Origin of the sequence: Cecembia lonarensis LW9 (assembly GCF_000298295.1) — a bacterium.
GTDB lineage: Bacteria > Bacteroidota > Bacteroidia > Cytophagales > Cyclobacteriaceae > Cecembia > Cecembia lonarensis.
Genome location: NZ_AMGM01000022.1, coordinates 22,723 through 40,613, shown reverse-complemented (window position 1 = coordinate 40,613; position 17,891 = coordinate 22,723). Strand labels below are relative to the sequence as shown.

13 protein-coding genes are annotated in these 17,891 nt (G+C 40.3%); 8 read left to right on the top strand and 5 right to left on the bottom strand.

What is annotated here, in order from left to right:
* The first annotated feature begins 24 nt into the window (after positions 1–24).
* Genes B879_RS08865 through B879_RS08855 form a run of 3 tightly spaced genes read left to right on the top strand, consistent with a single transcriptional unit; the run spans position 25 to position 4,975 of the window.
* A complete protein-coding gene (locus B879_RS08865) occupies positions 25–990 on the top strand; it encodes an HNH endonuclease (RefSeq protein ID WP_009184831.1) in 966 nt (321 codons plus the stop codon).
* On the top strand, positions 990–1,793 hold the full coding sequence (locus B879_RS08860; RefSeq protein ID WP_009184830.1) for a hypothetical protein: 804 nt from the start codon (positions 990–992) through the stop codon (positions 1,791–1,793). Before B879_RS08865 ends, B879_RS08860 begins: the two co-directional genes overlap by 1 nt.
* On the top strand, positions 1,790–4,975 hold the full coding sequence (locus tag B879_RS08855) for a DEAD/DEAH box helicase (protein ID WP_009184829.1): 3,186 nt from the start codon (positions 1,790–1,792) through the stop codon (positions 4,973–4,975). Before B879_RS08860 ends, B879_RS08855 begins: the two co-directional genes overlap by 4 nt.
* Positions 4,976–5,011: 36 nt before the next feature.
* Here B879_RS08855 and B879_RS08850 read toward each other — a convergent pair whose 3' ends face one another.
* Positions 5,012–6,235, bottom strand: a complete 1,224-nt coding sequence (locus tag B879_RS08850) for a cysteine desulfurase family protein (RefSeq protein WP_009184828.1) — start codon at positions 6,233–6,235, stop codon at positions 5,012–5,014.
* Entirely contained in the window at positions 6,195–6,716 is a 522-nt protein-coding gene (locus B879_RS08845) for a hypothetical protein (RefSeq protein WP_009184827.1), read from the bottom strand. Before B879_RS08845 ends, B879_RS08850 begins: the two co-directional genes overlap by 41 nt.
* Before the next feature lie 156 nt (positions 6,717–6,872).
* On the opposite strand from B879_RS08845, the gene B879_RS08840 reads away from it, so the two are divergent.
* The 4 genes from B879_RS08840 (at position 6,873) to B879_RS08825 (ending at position 12,694) form a co-directional block, all read left to right on the top strand.
* A complete protein-coding gene (locus B879_RS08840) occupies positions 6,873–7,226 on the top strand; it encodes a hypothetical protein (RefSeq protein ID WP_009184826.1) in 354 nt (117 codons plus the stop codon).
* Positions 7,227–7,391: 165 nt separating this feature from the next.
* Positions 7,392–7,997 carry a hypothetical protein gene (locus B879_RS08835; protein WP_009184825.1) on the top strand — a complete coding sequence of 202 codons (606 nt, stop codon included), beginning with the start codon at positions 7,392–7,394 and terminating at the stop codon, positions 7,995–7,997.
* A 148-nt stretch (positions 7,998–8,145) separates the two neighbouring features.
* Positions 8,146–9,267, top strand: coding sequence for an AAA family ATPase (locus B879_RS08830; RefSeq protein WP_009184824.1), 1,122 nt, complete (start codon positions 8,146–8,148; stop codon positions 9,265–9,267).
* Positions 9,268–9,400: 133 nt separating this feature from the next.
* A complete protein-coding gene (locus tag B879_RS08825) occupies positions 9,401–12,694 on the top strand; it encodes a VPS10 domain-containing protein (RefSeq protein WP_009184823.1) in 3,294 nt (1,097 codons plus the stop codon).
* 413 nt (positions 12,695–13,107) lie between these two features.
* On the opposite strand, the gene B879_RS08820 is transcribed toward B879_RS08825, so the two are convergent.
* The 3 genes from B879_RS08820 to B879_RS08810 all read right to left on the bottom strand — a co-directional run bounded on the left by B879_RS08820 (position 13,108) and on the right by B879_RS08810 (position 15,660).
* Complete coding sequence (locus B879_RS08820) at positions 13,108–14,160, bottom strand: agmatine deiminase family protein (protein ID WP_009184822.1); 1,053 nt, start codon at positions 14,158–14,160, stop codon at positions 13,108–13,110.
* Positions 14,150–15,022 (bottom strand): carbon-nitrogen hydrolase, encoded by an 873-nt coding sequence (locus B879_RS08815; protein ID WP_040400393.1) that lies wholly within the window; start codon positions 15,020–15,022, stop codon positions 14,150–14,152. The genes B879_RS08820 and B879_RS08815 overlap by 11 nt, the downstream gene beginning before the upstream one ends.
* A gap of 209 nt (positions 15,023–15,231) precedes the next feature.
* Complete coding sequence (locus B879_RS08810) at positions 15,232–15,660, bottom strand: MarR family winged helix-turn-helix transcriptional regulator (RefSeq protein ID WP_009184820.1); 429 nt, start codon at positions 15,658–15,660, stop codon at positions 15,232–15,234.
* A gap of 886 nt (positions 15,661–16,546) precedes the next feature.
* On the opposite strand from B879_RS08810, the gene B879_RS08805 reads away from it, so the two are divergent.
* Positions 16,547–17,680, top strand: a complete 1,134-nt coding sequence (locus B879_RS08805; RefSeq protein WP_009184819.1) for a metallophosphoesterase — start codon at positions 16,547–16,549, stop codon at positions 17,678–17,680.
* The last annotated feature ends 211 nt before the right edge of the window (positions 17,681–17,891 follow it).

Sequence of the window (17,891 nt, the reverse complement as noted above, 5' to 3'; positions counted from 1 at the left end):
GCTTTGCTTAAAATACTTTTTGAAATGGATGTTGTTTTATCAAAATATCTCAAAATTTTCAAAAAACTAAGGATTGACCGATCAAAAGGTTCAGCTCCTCACAAGCCTATTCTTCTTCTTTCCTTATTACAAACTTTTCAACAAGGAATAAATTTTGAAAAAAAAATATATATAAGTCCGGAATTAGTTTCTTTATTCAAAACTAATTGGAGCTTATTAGTAAAATCTAACCATGATTGTCGGTTTGCTTTACCCTTTTATCACCTGAGCGGGGATAAGTTTTGGAAACTAGTTCCTAAGCAAGGCTTTGAAAACATTCTACTTTTTCCAAACTCAATGAAAACTTTTTCCAACCTAAACATGGTAATTGAGTGCGCGATTATTGATCAGGATCTAGTTGATCTGATGACAAATCCAGAGTCAAATATAATGTTGCAGCAATTTATTCTTCAGGAATATTTTCCTGATACCAAAGATGAATTTGTAGATTCATTATTTGTTCAAAAAAAACATTTTGATACACTTGAAAATAAAATATTTAATGAATCATCGGAGAATTATCGTGAGGAAATCAAGAAATTAATCTTAGAAAAAAATGATGAAGAAATTTTTTTAAGAGGGAGTATTTTCAAAAGGGAAATACCCAAAATCTACGATAATACCTGCTGTATTTCAGGCATGAAAATAGATGCAACTTTAGATATATCTATGATTGATGCTTGCCATGTTGTTCCATTTAGTGAAAGTTATAATGATACTGTAGTAAACGGCATTGCTTTGTGTCCAAATTTGCATAGGGCCTTTGATAGAGGATTAATTGGGATTGATGATAATTATAAGGTAATTGTATCAAAAAGTTTTGTAGAGAGTGAATCGAATTATAGCATAAAGGACTTTGAGGGCCAAGAAATAAGACTACCCAAATTGATAGAGTACTATCCACTTAAGGAGAATATTTTGTGGCATAGAGATAATGTTTTTAAAAATTAATGCTTTTAGTATTTCAACATAACGAATCAAATAGCAGAGGTTATCTGGGCATCAGCCTTAATGAACAGGAATGTCGTGAACATTTACAAGGATTGGTAAAAGGCAATTTGCTTGACCGTGAAGAGAGGGATGATACTTTGGCGCAATTAAGGGCCAAAATAAATGAATCAGGATTTGACGCAACCGATGGTCTTATGGCGGACATTCAGGCTTTAGAAGATGAAAATATTCAAGTTCAAAACTTCAGAGTTGGTGAAGCTTTTGCTGAAGTAATTTTAGAACAAGAGTTTTCTTGCCGTTTTTATTGGAATGAGTTACGGGATGCTCGTAATCCGAGTGGCAACAAAACAGGAGCCGATTTGGTAGGTTTCATTAAAGTGGAAGGTCAAGTACTTTTTTTATTTGGTGAAGTAAAGACATCATCTGAAACGGCAAACCGACCGCCACAAGTAATGACAGGTTCAGATGGGATTGAAAGACAGTTAAGAGATTTATACAGCAATAGATCAAAACGTCAGATTTTAATTTCTTATCTAAAAAATAAAGTCCGTCTTTTCCCAGAGGGACATCCATTTAAAGTAGATTTTGACTCAGGGCTTAGGTCATATTATTCCAATCCTGAAGATTACCAGCTTATAGGTGTTCTTATTCGTGATGTTAAACTCGATGAAAGAGACTTATCTCTGAGTTATGGTAGGTTGAGAACACGTATATTGGAACCAATAGGGCTTAAATTATTGGCTTTATATCTTCCCATTCAACAGAAAGATTGGTTGAATATTATAAATGAGTTAACCGAATGAGCATACAAACTAAATATCAAATCTTAGAACAAGCATATCCTGATATGCTTGCAGGGATTGGTATGCTCATACAAAAGGGGAAGTTATCTAGGAGGTTTGCAAGTCTTCAACTCGATGAAGTTGAAATTCAAGAGCTCATCAAAGCCAAGGAATTATGCGAATTACGCATCATTGAACTTTGGGAACTACGAAATACTGAGCAGACATCAAACGAATTTAAAGCCTTGTGCTCTACCTATTTTGATATTGCCAGTCAGTTACCTGCAATTGTTGAAAGTGAGTATTTCGTTTATGAGACTCTTAAGCTGATTGCATTCGGATATTTAGGAGAGCATTGGCATTTTGTAAAGCAATACCTAAAAGGACTTGAAGAACAGATACATAACATTGAGCTTGTTAATAACTGGAACAATAGAATCTTGACCGTTTCTTTTAAGGCAATTGTACAATTGGTGAAAAAAGAAAATTGGCGAGATGTCAGCGAGGCTGTAAGTCTAATTAATCAATTAAGAACCGAACAACAACAGTTTGAGGCTAACTTTCTTAATCAGGTAAATGAGGAAAGTCGCCCTTATGGAGCGGCTGAATTGGTTTCTTTGTATCATTTCGCCAAGAGCATTGATATTTTAGGACAATACTTATTGGAAGGCAGGCCTTTAGAGCCGGAAGATCAGTTGCGCTATCATTTACAGATTTCAGGTGAGTATGCCCAAAAGTCAAGCAATATAAGTTTGAGCTTGATGTATCAATTCTTTGAAGCATTTGCTGTGAAAATGGTCAGAAATACCATCTGGCACAACACAAGAGGAATCAACAATTGGGTAACACATTTCAACAGATATATTAGTCGTCAGGAAAAAGGACGGTTTGAGTTGCTTTACCCTCAAAAGGAATCAATTTTAGAAGGTCAGCTATTAAATCCTGCACATCGGGCAATTGTTGTAAATCTACCGACTTCCAGTGGCAAAACACTCATTGCAGAGTACCGGATTTTACAAGCCTTGAATCAATTCAGAAATCAGGGTGGTTGGGTTGCTTATGTAGCTCCAACAAAGGCATTGGTTAACCAGATTTATAACCAACTAAAAAGAGATTTGGGAAATATCGGGTTAAGTGTTGAAAAAGCAAGTGGAGCTATTGAATTAGATGGATTTGAACAGCACTTGATAGAAGAAAACGGCAATCAAACCAGTTTTGATGTACTTGTAACCACCTATGAAAAAATGAACCTTCTTGTTCGTCAAGGTCTTGGTACTACTGAAGAAAGGTCATTGGTTTTAACAGTTGTGGACGAAGCACACAACATTGAAGAGAAACAAAGAGGTCTAAACCTTGAATTTCTTCTGTCAACAATCAAAAACGATTGTCAGGAAGCAAATTTCTTATTAATGACCCCTGATATTTCTAATTCTAATGAAATAGTCAATTGGCTTGCCCCAGAAAGAGGGCAAGTTATCAATTTAGAATTGGATTGGTGGCAACCAAATGAACGAGTTATTGGAGCTATTCAGGTAGAAGGTCAAAGAAGAGAGTATGACTATGTTTTACGAACTCTGCATACAGAGAAAGGAACGTATGAAATTGGAGATACAATACCGTTAATCAATCTGGTAAATGCTGATGAAACAGCATCACAAGCTAGAGTATCTAAAGTAAAAGTCGCAAAAACTGTAGCTGCCAATTTTTTAAATCTAGCGTCACCAATAATTGTTTTGGCATCTGATCCGAATGAAACTTATAGCATTGCTGAAACGCTTTTTGAGAAATCGGGTGATAATTTTTGCCATGATGATGATGTAGATTTATTAATCAAGTTGGTGCAAAGTGAGTTGGGAAATGATTTTCCCTTAGCAAAATTTTTAAGCAGAAGAATCGGAGTTCATAGCTCTGCATTGCCGGATGAAATTCGCTATTTAGTTGAAGATTTGATGTCCAATGAAAAATTGCAAGCTTTAGTGGCAACAACTACAATAGCCCAGGGGATTAATTTTCCTGTTTCAGCGGTGATAATGGGCTCATATAATTATAAAAGTAAAGCAGGTTCTGATGCTATGCCAGTTCGTGATTTCTGGAATTTGGCAGGAAGAGTTGGTCGTGCTGGTCAGGAAAGTATGGGTTGGGTTGGAATCGCTGTAAGAGATAAAGATGACTTTTCCAGGGTCACTCAATATGTGAAAAAAGCTTCAGATGAACTTCTTTCACAACTTATTGATGTGATTACTAATGCTATGGAAAATCCCGATGTTGATTTCGGAAGATGGCTTTATCATGATGATAGATGGTCAGCACTACTTCAGTATGTATCGCATTTAAGAAGGCAGTCAAATGCATTGGATTCATTCTTAGCTCAACTTGAACAGAAACTTCAAGGAACTTTTGGTTATCGTCAATTACCACCCGAGAAGAAAGCATTTTTGAGAAATCAAATTAGAAGATATGCTGAAAGTATTTCTGTAACAGATGCTGAAAGATCCGACAAAACAGGTTTCTCAACTGTTTCGGTTAATCAAATGATGTCTAGACTTAGAGGCGCAGGTCTTGTCAATAACGATTGGAATAAAAATCAGTTGTTTTCTGAGCAGAATCAAAGCATGCAAAAACTTGTAGGCATTATGCTAAACACCTATGAGATTCGAAAATCAATCGAAACCCTAAGTACTAGTGAAAGACCCTTAGATCAGTCAAGTATTGCTAGATTGATAATTGATTGGGTTAATGGACAATCAGTATCTCGTATTGCTAGTCGGTTTTATCCTGATGAAGAGTTGAATAATGCGATTCAGAAAACAACGCAAGCTTTATATAAAGTTGTAGCTCATTCCGCAACATGGGGTTTAGCGGCTTTGCAGAGTTTGCCAACAAGTGGAGTTGATTGGGAAAGTCTGTCCGAGATTGATAGAAAAAGGATGGCAAATCTTCCTGCCTACCTTCACTATGGTGTCAATACAGATGAAGGCGTGTTAATGCGAAAGAATAATATTCCAAGAAGCATTGCCAATCGTTTAGGTCAGTTATACGATGCAGCAGTAAATGGCGAAATTTTCTCTCAGCCAACCGATTCAGTTAATAATTGGCTTAGAAATCAGGAAAGAGAAACTTGGGAAAGTGTAAGACCTGCTGGTTCAAGATTAAGTGGTGAGGAATACAAACGAGTTTGGGAAAAATTAAATGGAATGAATTAAAAGTCCTTTAAATTATTTCATAGGGAAGTAATGTTTTTAAGAATAATTGAATCTTTTCAACTCAGTTGTTACATTACTAATCTTAGATACTATTTCACTTAAACAGAAGCTTTCTTTAAAGGCACACAATGAAAGCCTTATACAATTAAAAGCCCTAACCTCATTTAATCCCATGGCAATTAACACATGCGAAGGATCAATACGAGAAGCGGTACAAGCAGATCCATTACTTACTACGATCATTGGGGAGTCAGATTCAGGATTACTTAGTCCCATTATTAAGGCTTCACTGTCCACACCCTCAAAACCAATATTGGTTACATTGTAAAGCCTTTTTTCTCTGTTGCCATTGATCCAAGTACCTTCTATTTTAAGGAGTTCATTTTCTAAGAAGTCACGCATTTCCCGAATTCTCTTTGCATTTTCCACCATCTCATTCCCAGCCAATTCACAAGCCTTTCCCAAACCCACTATTCCAGGAACATTTAAAGTACCACTTCTCAATCCTCTTTCATGACCTCCTCCATGGATTAGAGCAGGAATTTTGATTCGGTTTTGTCTTTGACGGATATACAATGCTCCAATTCCTTTTGGACCATAAATCTTATGCCCGGAGAATGTCATCAAGTCAATCCCTAAGTCATCTACATTCACTGGAATTTTGCCTACAGATTGTGTTGCATCCGTCATAAAAATGGCTCCCTGAGCATGGGTTAATTTGGAAATGGCTTGGATATCCTGAATCACTCCTGTCTCATTATTCACATGCATCACAGAAACCAAGATGGTATCAGGTCTGATTGCTGATTTTACTACCTCCAAATCTAAAAGGCCGTCTGATTGAACAGGAAGATAGGTTACTTCATAACCTTTGGTTTCTAAGTACCTACAGGTATCTAATATTGCGGAGTGCTCAGTTGATACAGTGACGATATGCTTTCCTTTTTGGGAATGAGATTCTGCCACTCCCTTGATAGCCAAATTTATCGCTTCCGTAGCTCCTGAAGTAAAAATGATTTCATGTGTATCTGCACCGATTAGGTCAGCCACTTGTTGCCTAGCTTGTTTAACTGCCTCGTGTGCTGAAACACCAAACCTATGTGTAGATGCTGCGTTAGCATAATTTTCAGTCAAGTACGGCATCATGGCCTTTAATACCCTTGGATCAAGTGGGGTGGTGGCATTATTGTCCAAGTAAATTATTTCCGGTATTGCTGGCTCAGTACCGCTGACTGTCAAATAATTTGTCTGTATTTCCATGATACTTATTTAGGCTGATTTTGAAATTTTTCGAATTCTCCTCTAAAAGAATATTAACATACCTCTCTGAAAGATGAATATTATATTCAATGGAATGTTGATCCTTTTTTGAATTGACCTTTTTTTCATAAAAGGCAAAATGAATCATTGAAAAGTTAACAAAAATATCCATTAAAGAGGTTGCGATATTGCTATCAATTTTAAAAATCATTTTACCTCTATCCGGTTTTAAGTAGTTTCTAGGTTTTTCAATGAGCTTATACGTTTTTGGAATTTGGTACAAACAAAGATCCCAGTTTCCAAAAAATGCTAAATCATTAATTATTCTGGGCAGGGATTGAATAACCTCTTCAAAACAAGAATATTCTTTTGTTTTTATATTTATATAGCCGCTTTCAGAATTTCCGATTAAAATGAATTTGGAATATCTATCAAAGCCCTTAAAAACTAACGTTTCTTTATCTATAGTAAGAAATATCATTTAGCCTGATAAGCACTTAGGTTAAACATGGGTAAAAGAAAGCCCTTCATACAATCAAGTATGTCTCTTTTTTACTTATTTTTGATCATATCGAATTATATACAAATGTGTAGATATTTTTCTACATAAACAAATTTTATTTAGATAATTTTCTAAATGGGGGCTATTGTTAACCGGATAGGTTTATACGCTGAAACAAAAGGAATAAGCATTCGAAAGATTGAGGTAGAGATTGGTGCCAGCAATGGAACACTTTCCAAAGCAATCAGCAAAGAAAAAGATGTCCTATCAGAGTGGATTGCCGTGTTTGTCCAAAAATTTCCAGATGTCAATCCTGTTTGGCTTTTAACCGGTGAGGGAAATATGTCAATCAGTGAAGCACAATCTTTATCTATTGATAAAGAAAACGCCTACATAGAAAAGATAGCGCACCTAGAAGAATTATTAAAGGTTCATCAGGAAAAGAACAAATTGCTGGAAGATCTCATCGAAAGGATGAAGCAAGAGTGAATTTTCAATTTCCATACATAATCAAAAATCAATCAAATTAGATGAGGAAAATATCCAACTCCCATCCCACTCAAAACCAATCCTTTATAAATTTTTTCACAAGCATTTTGCCCCTTTTTTAAAACAAAAACCAACCCAAAACCTAAAAACTCAGTATATAATCTTATGAAAAGACTGTTGATCATTATCCTATTTGGTTGGTTGGCGCAATCCTGTATTTCCGCCAGAATCAACTCGCATCAAATGGTGCAGCAGCCGGAGCGCTTCAATCAACTCCTGCTATTGGTAACAGATTCGGACAATGTCTTTTATGAATGGAATGAGGACAATTACAATGCAGTGCTTTTGGGTCAGTTCAACAGTATGGATGGCTTCGGCCTGAGAAAAAGAATCCATAACCAATTGCAAATTCACTTGAATACCGTAAAAATTATCCCTGCAGACCAGAAATTTGATATCCATAAACTGGTCTCAATGGATGAATTTATCCTGAATATCAATGACCTGGAATATGATGGCATACTCTTGGTACATACGCGGGCACTTTGGCGGGAAGATGTGGTCATCAACGGGGACAGCTACTCCAATCCCCGCTCAGAGTTTCACGTATTCTTGATGGACAAAGACCTCTTCGAAAAGCAGTACATGGCCAAAATGTCGGTGGATGGTTCTGCCATAAACAGCTTCAATAACCTCTTCAGCCGCTTTTCCAGAGAACTCGCCAAGGACCTCAGCAACAAAGGATTTATCCTAAGACCTGCTGTATTGTGATCCAAGTATTTAGACCTGTTTGAAATACCACAGCATCACCCAGACAATCCTGCACGCCTTTTGCATCGCTGAAAAAATTTATGCCTGATTTTACAAAATGTAATTTACAATTTGTAAATTACATTTTGTAAAATCAAATCTTCAAATAATGCATCCAACAAGTCCTTTTCCCACTACAGGCTATTATGGCCCCAAGTACTTCTGTGACAGGGAGATTGAAACCCAAAACATCCTATCCATGTTGACCGGTGGTGAATCTTGTCTTTTGCTTGGTATCAGAAGACTAGGGAAAACAGCCTTGATACGTCATGTTATGGGTAAATTACCCAAAGGTTGGACAGGAATTTACCTTGATATCTTGCATACAGAAAATGAAAAGGAATTTTTGAATTCGCTTGCTTCAGGTCTTTTACAGTCCATACCTGAAAAAAGTCCGTTTGGAAAAAATGTTTGGAACTTCATCAAATCCTTAAGGCCAACGATTAGTTTTGATGCACTTTCTGGTATCCCACAAGTCGGATTGGATGTAAAAGACACCCCAAAACAAGTAAAGGACATCTTTCAGTTTTTGGTTCAACAGGATATCCCAATAGTAGTTGCCATCGATGAGTTTCAGCAGATAGGCAACTATCCAGGAAAAAACACGGATGCCTGGCTTAGGGGATTGATACAGTCACTACCCAACGTGCGTTTCATTTTTGCTGGCAGTCAGCAACATATACTCAGTAGTATGTTTACAGAACCTGGGAGACCTTTCTTCAAAAGTGCCAGTCCATTGAAAATTGAAAAAATCGATCAGCAAGCATATGCAAAATTTATTGAAGAAAAGTTTGCTGATGAGGGCAGAAGTATTTCTCCTTCGATCATTTATCAAATGCTGGACTGGACCATGTGCCATACTTATTACGTTCAGCTACTTTGCAATAGGGTGTTTCAAACTGGTAAGAAATTTATAGAAGAACAACTTTGGCATCAAGAAGCCAATAGAATTCTCCAAGAACAGGAACCATTCTTTTTCCATTACAGGAGTCTATTGACTATTCAGCAATGGAAGCTTCTAAAAGCAATTGCTCTAGAAAAAGAAGTCATCGAGCCCACATCCAAAGCCTTTGTTTCAAGTCATAATTTGGGAAGCCCTTCCACTGTCCTAAGATCTTTAGAAGCATTGCAATCAAAGGAACTGATTTATAAGGAATACAAGAAAAATGGTATGGCATTTTACGGAGTCTATGACGTCCTTTTCCAAAGGTGGATGGACCGGCAGGTTTAACCCGAAATATGCATATTATGGGTCCAACTTCAAACATGCTCCCAAACCGTTTACCACAAAGTAGGAGATTTTTTGACCCAATTGACATAAATTAAAAGGAGCATAGTCTAAGTCTTACCAAAATCAACAATTTATGAGAAACTCCTATATACATTTTCTTTGGCTCATGACCTTACTGTTTTGTGGGTTAAGCACTGTATTGTTCGCTCAGAGAAGAGATAGTTCTGGACCCACATCTGTGAATGAACTGTTTTCAGAAACCACTTTTAGCGGGCTGAAGCTCCGAAGCATCGGGCCGGCATTCATGTCAGGGAGGATAGCGGATGTGGCTATCGACCCGACCAACGAAAGCACCTGGTATGTAGCCGTTGGCTCTGGTGGAGTTTGGAAAACCACCAATGCAGGAGTTACTTTTACGCCCATTTTTGATGAACAGGGTTCCTATTCTATTGGCTGTGTAACCATTGATCCATCTGATCCGATGATCATTTGGGTGGGTACCGGTGAAGAAGGTGGTGGACGTCACTTTGGATTTGGTGACGGTATTTATCGCTCTGAAGATGGTGGCACCACATGGGAAAAACGTGGTTTGCCTAATTCTGAACACATTGGGAAAATCATTGTCCACCCTGACAATAGCGACGTGGTATTTGTGGCTGCTCAAGGGCCCTTGTGGAGTCCTGGTGGTGAAAGGGGATTTTACAAAAGCACCGATGCTGGCAAAAGTTGGAAAAAGACCCTGGGTGACGATCAGTTCACAGGTGTAGGTGATATCGCTATTGACCCACGAAATCCGGACAGAATCTACGCTACTACCTGGCAACGCCAACGAACCGTTGCGGCCATGATGGGCGGAGGAGTCAAAAACGGCATTTTCAGAAGTGAAGATGGCGGAGAAACATGGATGCAATTGTCTAATGGTCTTCCTTCCGGTAAAATGGGAAAAATAGGGTTGGCTATCTCACCGCAGCAACCGGATGTGGTCTACGCTGCCATAGAACTCGATCGACGCACAGGTGGCACCTGGCGATCTGCTGACAGGGGCATGAATTGGGTACAAACATCGGATGTGGTGGCGAGTGCCACAGGTCCACACTATTACATGGAGCTGTTTGCCTCTCCTCATCAATTTGATCTGATCTATATGATGGATGCCAGCATGAAATACTCTTCCGATGGAGGAAAAAATTGGCACATCGTCAACCGGGAACATATCCACGGTGATTTCCATGGCATGGCATTCAAAAAAAGTGATCCCAACTATGTGATGTTGGCAACAGATGGCGGTCTTTATGAAAGTTTTGATCTCACAAAAAATTGGCGCTTTATGCCCAATTTACCCGTTACGCAGTACTATAAAGTTTCTGTTGATGATGCCGAGCCATTTTACAACATCTACGGCGGCACGCAAGATAATGGAACACACGGAGGCCCTTCCCGCACGGACAATGTGCAGGGAATTCAAAACTACGACTGGAAACTTGTGCTCAACTGGGACGGTCACGCTACTGCCACCGAACCGGGAAATCCGGATATCGTCTATGCCGAACGCCAACAGGGTACGCTCAGCAGACTGGACATGTCTACCGGAGAAGTAATAGATATACAGCCTCAGGCGGGTGAAGGAGAACCACATGAGCGGTACAATTGGGATGCTCCCATTCTTGTGAGTCCACATTCCCCCAGCCGATTGTATTTTGCATCCTACCGGGTTTGGAAATCCAATAACCGGGGGGATAGCTGGGAAGCAATCAGTGGTGATCTTAGCCGGGGAGAAGACCGTTTGAGTTTGCCGATTATGGGTGCCTTGCAAAGTTGGGACTCCCCTTGGGATGTTTATGCCATGTCCAACTACGGAACCATTACAAGCTTATCCGAGTCACCTTTGGTCGAAGGGCTTATCTATGCAGGCACAGATGATGGCCTGTTACAGGTCACTGAGGATGATGGCAAGAACTGGCGCGCGGTAGAAGTGAGCAGTATGGGGGTTCCTGAAAGGGCCTTTATCAATGACATCAAAGCAGACTTACATGATCCCAATACAGTATATGTGACTTTGGACAATCATAAATATGGCGATTACCGTCCATTTGTGGTAAAAAGTACAGACCGTGGACGCACATGGCGAATGATCAAAGGAAACCTACCGGACAAGCTGATGGTTTGGCGACTGGTGCAGGATCATGTAAAACCAGAACTGCTTTTCATCGCTACGGAGTTTGGCTTGTATTTTACCATCAATGGTGGTGGACAGTGGACCAAACTGGAAGGAGGAGTTCCCACCATCTCTTTCCGCGATTTAGCGATCCAAAAGCGGGAGAATGACCTGGTGGGCGCATCATTTGGACGTGGGTTCTACATATTTGATGATTACAGTGTCCTCAGGGAAGTCAGTACTGCATCCCTTCAAAAAGAAGGCTCACTTTACTCTACCCGTAAAGCCTGGTGGTATATCCCCCGCTCCCATTTGGATTTCAGCAAGCCAAAAGGTACGCAAGGTGCTTCCTATTATGTTGCCCCAAATCCGGACTTTGGGGCAGTATTTACCTACCACCTGAAAGATGGTTTGAAAACCAAAGCGGAAATGAGACAAGCCGTAGAAAAACCTCTGACAGCCGCCGAACGCGACGTGCTGATGCCAAGCTGGGAAGAAAGAGCAGCCGAAGAGATTCAGGAAAAATCCAGCATTTTCATACTGGTACAGGATGCCTCTGGCAATGTAATCAGGCGTGTAGAAGGCCCAACGAAAAAGGGCTTTCATCGCATCTCATGGGACTTGCGGTATCCGGCACCTACGGCATTAAGCATTCATGGCGGGCAATCGTATGAAGAAGGTCTTATGGTCGCTCCTGGAACTTACACGGCTACACTTTACAAAAGGGTAGATGGTGTCACCACGGCTTTGGATGAACCGATTACCTTTGAAGTTGAGCGGATGTACAAAGGTGCGCTGGAAGGGGCTCCAGAAAATGAAGTGGCTGCTTTTTGGCGTTCGTATGAAGCAGCAGCAAGAGACGCCTCCGCACTTGACATCAACATAGACCGAAGTATAAAAACAGTGGACGCGATGCATAAGGCCTTGCTGCAATCTACCGCTAAACCTGGCACTATCGATGCCAAACTCCATGACTTGCGAAACAAACTCTACCAGCTGCACATGGAGGTATATGGCAATCCGGCGAAGCTACAAGTGGGTGAAAAAACTCCACCAACTATAGGTGAGCGACTATTTGCAGTTAATCGCGGTATTTCTACTTCTCTCTATGGACCAACAGAAACTTCCAAACAAACCCTGCAGATTGCCAACAACCAAATTCAGAAAGCAACTGAGCAGCTTAATAAGCTCAATCAGTCGCTGCAGTCCATAGGATCAGAAATGAAAAATGCAGGTGCGCCCTATATCGAGGGTATGAACTGGCCGGATTAATTTTTCTTAAAATGGAAAAAAGTTATACACTACTTTGCCAGTAGTTGTAATTCCCTTTAAGACCTCGGCTTGGTCGGCTAGCTTTTTTACCAGGTTTAGCCATCGCCGGTAAAGAGTTTTATGGTGGAATATGGAATTGAGAGCGCGGTGATACCTCGCTCTCAATTCCATCCCTTTTGTTTCAATGTTCCAGATGCCAAGCTTACATTCCTATCAGAAATAGTACGGAACCCTACAGGAAATCAAGCACTTATTTCAACTCTAAAAACATAGCTGATTTTACATTTTGTAAATTACAATTTGTGAATTACAACATATGAAATTACTTGGTACATGGTACATTGTACTTGGTACTTCATTTTTCTCCTGTTTCTTGATTCTTGATTCTTGTCTCTTGATTCTTGCTTCTTTCATTAAAAAGGTTCTTGTTGGCTGAGGCAATGAAAGCTTCCCAAGCCCCAGATCAAATCCCAGGAATCCACACCCACTACCTTTCGGTCAGGAAAGCAGCCTTGTAATAGCTCCAAAGCCTTTTCATCATTTAGATCCCGGAAAGTGGGCACAATCACATGCTTGTTGGCGATGTAGAAATTGGCATAAGAGGCCGGCAAACGCATGTCCTCAAAGATCACCGGAGCCGGCATAGGCAATTCAATGATATTGATGGATTTACCGTTCTCCAGCTTCAACTGGGAAAGTAATTCCGTATTTTCCTTTAAGGCTTGGTAATTCTCATCCTGCTTGTCATGTTCCACCACTGTGACGACCGTATCTTCATTCACAAATCGGGTAAGGTCATCGATATGTCCATCGGTATCATCTCCCACAATGCCATCTTTCAACCAAAGGATGTTTTCCACGCCATAATAATCCCGCAGGTACTTTTCGATTTGGGATTTGGAAAGATGAGGGTTACGGTTAGGATTGAGCAAACAGGCCTCAGTGGTCATCAAAGTACCCTTCCCATTGACTTCAATAGAACCACCCTCCATGACAATCCCAGGGGTAAAGCAGGGAGTGTCCCTGTACTTGGCGATATGGAAAGGAATCTCATTGTCCAAGTCATAGGGCGGGTATTTATTCCCCCAAGCATTGTACTTCCACTTGACCAGAGCTTTGCGCTGTGCTGCTTTTTCATTGATCAAAAACGCCGGACCATGGTCCCTGCACCAGGCATCATTGGTGGGGAAATGGTGGAAAATCACTTTAGATAAATCTGCTTCCGCATTTAGCAAATGGGATAGTGCAAATTCCTCCATCTTTTGGTCGGCCACATTGATATGCACCTCCTCTCCTTCCGCCAACAACTTCACAAATTGCGCATAGGCAGGAAAAATGGTAGCAATCTTCCCCGGCCAAGAGGCTTCCTTGTGTGGCCAGCTCAACCAAGTGGCGGCATGAGGATAGAACTCAGCTGGAAAAGTATAGCCCAGTTCTAAGGGAGTTTTCCCATTTTCAATCTTCATCGATAAATCTCTTCAGGATAGGGGAATAAGTTTCGATGCGGCGATCCCTTAAAAATGGCCAATGGGTCCTGTACCTGTCGGAAAGATCCATGTCAATTTCCTCCACATGCACCAGTTCTTTTTCGTGGTCTGCCTGATAGGTCACCCAACCAAAGGCATTGGTCACAAAAGAACCTCCCCAGAACTTCATATCTCCTTCTATGCCCACTCGGTTGACAGATACCACAGGAACCCCATTGGCGACTGCATGGGACTTTTGAATGGTCTGCCAAGCGTGATATTGCTCTTTGTTGGTAGTTTCATCCTGATCCTTATGCCATCCGATGGCCGTAGGATAAAACAGCAACTCTGCCCCCATCAAGGAGGTAATACGCGCCGCCTCAGGATACCATTGATCCCAGCAGATCAATACTCCGATCGTTGCAAACTTGGTTTTAAAGACTTTGTACCCCAGGTCACCGGGGGTGAAATAGAACTTCTCATAAAAACCCGGGTCATCGGGAATGTGCATTTTACGGTATTTGCCCAGATAAGTCCCATCGGCATCCAAAACTGCGGTGGTATTGTGGTAAAGCCCCTCTGCTCTTTTTTCAAATAAGGAAGCGATGATTACTACGCCCAATTCTTTAGCCAAAGCGCTGAATTTATCGGTGGAAGGTCCGGGAATTTTCTCAGCCAAACCAAAATTGTCATGGTCTTCCACATCACAGAAATAAAGGGAACCGAAGAGTTCCTGCAAGCAGATGATCTGCGCCCCTTTTTGTGCTGCTTCACGGATGCCTTGTTCGGCTTTATTAAAGTTGGAAGAAAGGTCGCCGGAGCAAGCATTTTGCACCAGACCTACTTTTATTTTTCTTTTCAATTGCTCACAAATTTTTCGATACTACATAAATGCGCCTGTAAAAATAACCTTTATCAGCCATTAATTTGCATTGGCACAGAAAAAGAAATAGCCTTAAACCCCCTAACTGAAAAAAACACTTATAATTTTGAAATTTAGGGTAAAATAAATAGCCGAAATTGAAAAAAGGTGAAAACTGATTCCCCTATGTCTCCTCTTTAAATTGGAAATTAAGGCTGGGATTGAAGTTTATCTTGAATCCTTGCCATGAGCTCCTGAAATACAACTCTTTCTTTTTCTTCCCAATCTTCAAAAACAGCATCCAAAGGTGAAGCTAGCGCATTGGCTTTATTCTGAAGTGCCCTCCCGGGATATGTCAGTTCTATGGTCACCCGGCGTTCATCGGCTTCACTTCTTTCCCTTTTCACAAGATTCATGGTCTCCAATCTTTTAAGCAAAGGGGTCAGGGTACCGGAATCTAAGCAGAGCTTTTCCCCAATTTGGGAGACCATCAAACCATCTTTTTCCCATAAACAAAGCATCACCAAGTACTGTGGATAAGTCAATCCAAGGGTTTGTAAAGGTTCCCGATAGGCTTGTGAAATCAATCTAGATACCACGTAAAAGGGAAATCCGGGTTCTTTTTCTTCTATTGCCATCACTTTAAATTGTAAACAATTCAATTTATGAAAATTTGAATGCAGAAGCAAGGAAACGATAGATTTTAATATCGAGGGAAATGACAGCTAGTAAAACTTCATTCTGAGATTTTAAATTCTTCATTTACAAATCATAAAATAACAAAAGGTTTCGCGCAGCGAAGTCGCCGCGATCGCCGCGAGAAATAGCTATTTGTCATTGGTAGCAAGGAACTGCTTTTCCCGCAGCATTGCGGGGGATCTTTCATAGTTTAGGAGATGCCCATAATCCCGGGGGGTCTCCTATTTTATGGGAAATTCCCCGTAATACTACGGGGACTCCGCAGGATCCGTCTACCATTGACAGATAGGAGTAAGCGTCATCCTGATCCCGATGGCTTGGGAGAAGAGTCTCCTAAAGGAAATGAGATTCTTCTCCTAATTGGGAAAGTGACCTATAAAACAATTTGTCCCATGTATTGAGGATAACTTGGCAACACCAAGCCTCTTTATAACCAGACAGTTGGCTCTTGGAAAACTATATGTACTATGTTGGGGTTGAAAAAATCCGCCACATAGCGACATAGAAAACATAGCAGGGCTGCAGCAAACCTTTGTTTTTAAAATCAACCGGTTGATTCAGGGAAGCTATGTGTGCTATCTTCTCCTATGTGGTAAAAAAATCTGCCACAAATGCCCCTCTGTAGTAGAGAGAGATGAAGCTTCAATGACTGTCATTTCTTTTTCTGAACATTTTCCTAAATGTTGAATTCTCAGTATGACGGTTCGCTAGATGTCATTGCCTTTCTGTAAATGCAAAATTTTAAAAAACAGAGCATAACGTTCAACTCTCCTATTAAAGAAAAATTGGCTATATTCCCACCAAGCTTTTGAAAACCATGTTGCTATGTTCCAGAAATTTTTAGAGATCCTCAAAGCGCCCATCATTTTTCTTTTGAGAAGGCCAATCTTATGGTTGTCCAAAAGGGTTTCCTCCGCTCCAGACAAAGCCTACATCTTTCAAAGGTTAAGCGATTTGTATCAAGACATTGTGGATAACCCCAAATCCAAGCAAGGGGCGCTTTACAATTTGGATTTAAAAAACGGCAGCACCATAATTTTTTCAGACCACCATAAAGGCAACCGAGGCCGGAGTGATGAGTTCCGTTTTTCCGAAAAAAACTACTTGGCTGCTTTAGAATACTATGACAAAAAACGCGCGAATTACATCAATCTCGGTGATGCGGAAGAATTCTGGAAATTCAATATCTTCTCCATCATCAAACACAATGAAGCCACTTTTGAGGCGGAAAAGAAATTTGTTAAGCGGAATGCATATTACAAGATTTATGGCAACCATGACATGTTTTGGAAGATTGATCCCTTTTCCAACATGTTTCTCAGGGAAATCTATGGCAAAGCCATAAATATTTATGGGGGCATTGTGATTCGGGTCAACTATGAGGATGGAAAACATATTGATGTTTTTTGTACCCATGGTCATCAAGGGGACAAGCGTTCGGACGGGAATGCTTTCTCTATTTGGTTTGTCACCTACATCTGGGCTCCCCTGCAGTCATTTTTGGATATCAACATCAATACACCGGCCAGTGTACAGGGAGAAAAGACCTTGCACAACCGCCTCATGTACGAATGGAGTCAGGAACAAAAAAACCTGATACTGGTGACGGGGCATACGCATCAACCCATTTTTCATTCTTACAGTCACATCATTACGCTGAAGCAACAATTGGAAGAAGCCCTTGCAAGTGGCAATCAACCTTTGGCCAATCAAATTTCCGAGAAAATAGCCCGGCACCCCAGTCAGTGTGAAAAAGAAGTAATCAAAAGCAGTCTATACAAACCCACCTACTTTAATGCAGGTTGCTGTTGCTACAGTGACCACAGCATTACCGGAATTGAAATTGCGGATGGATTTGTAAGACTCGTGAATTGGCATGAAGAAGAAGGAACATCAGTAAGACAAGTGATGGAAGAACTCCCTCTTAGCGAACTTAAGCATATGTTTTTCGCCACATAGCGATATAGAAAACATATTTTTTGATTTCCTTATTTTTGACAAGAACCACTAACTATGTGAATCTATGATTCTATTGTGGTTAATATTATTCCCTATTCAAAACTTAGTGACTAAGTGGCCAATCTATTGAACCACAAAAGGAACAAAAGACTCTTTAGTCTTATCTCTTGCTTCTTGTTTCTTGCATCTTGCCTCTTATTTCTAAAATCTA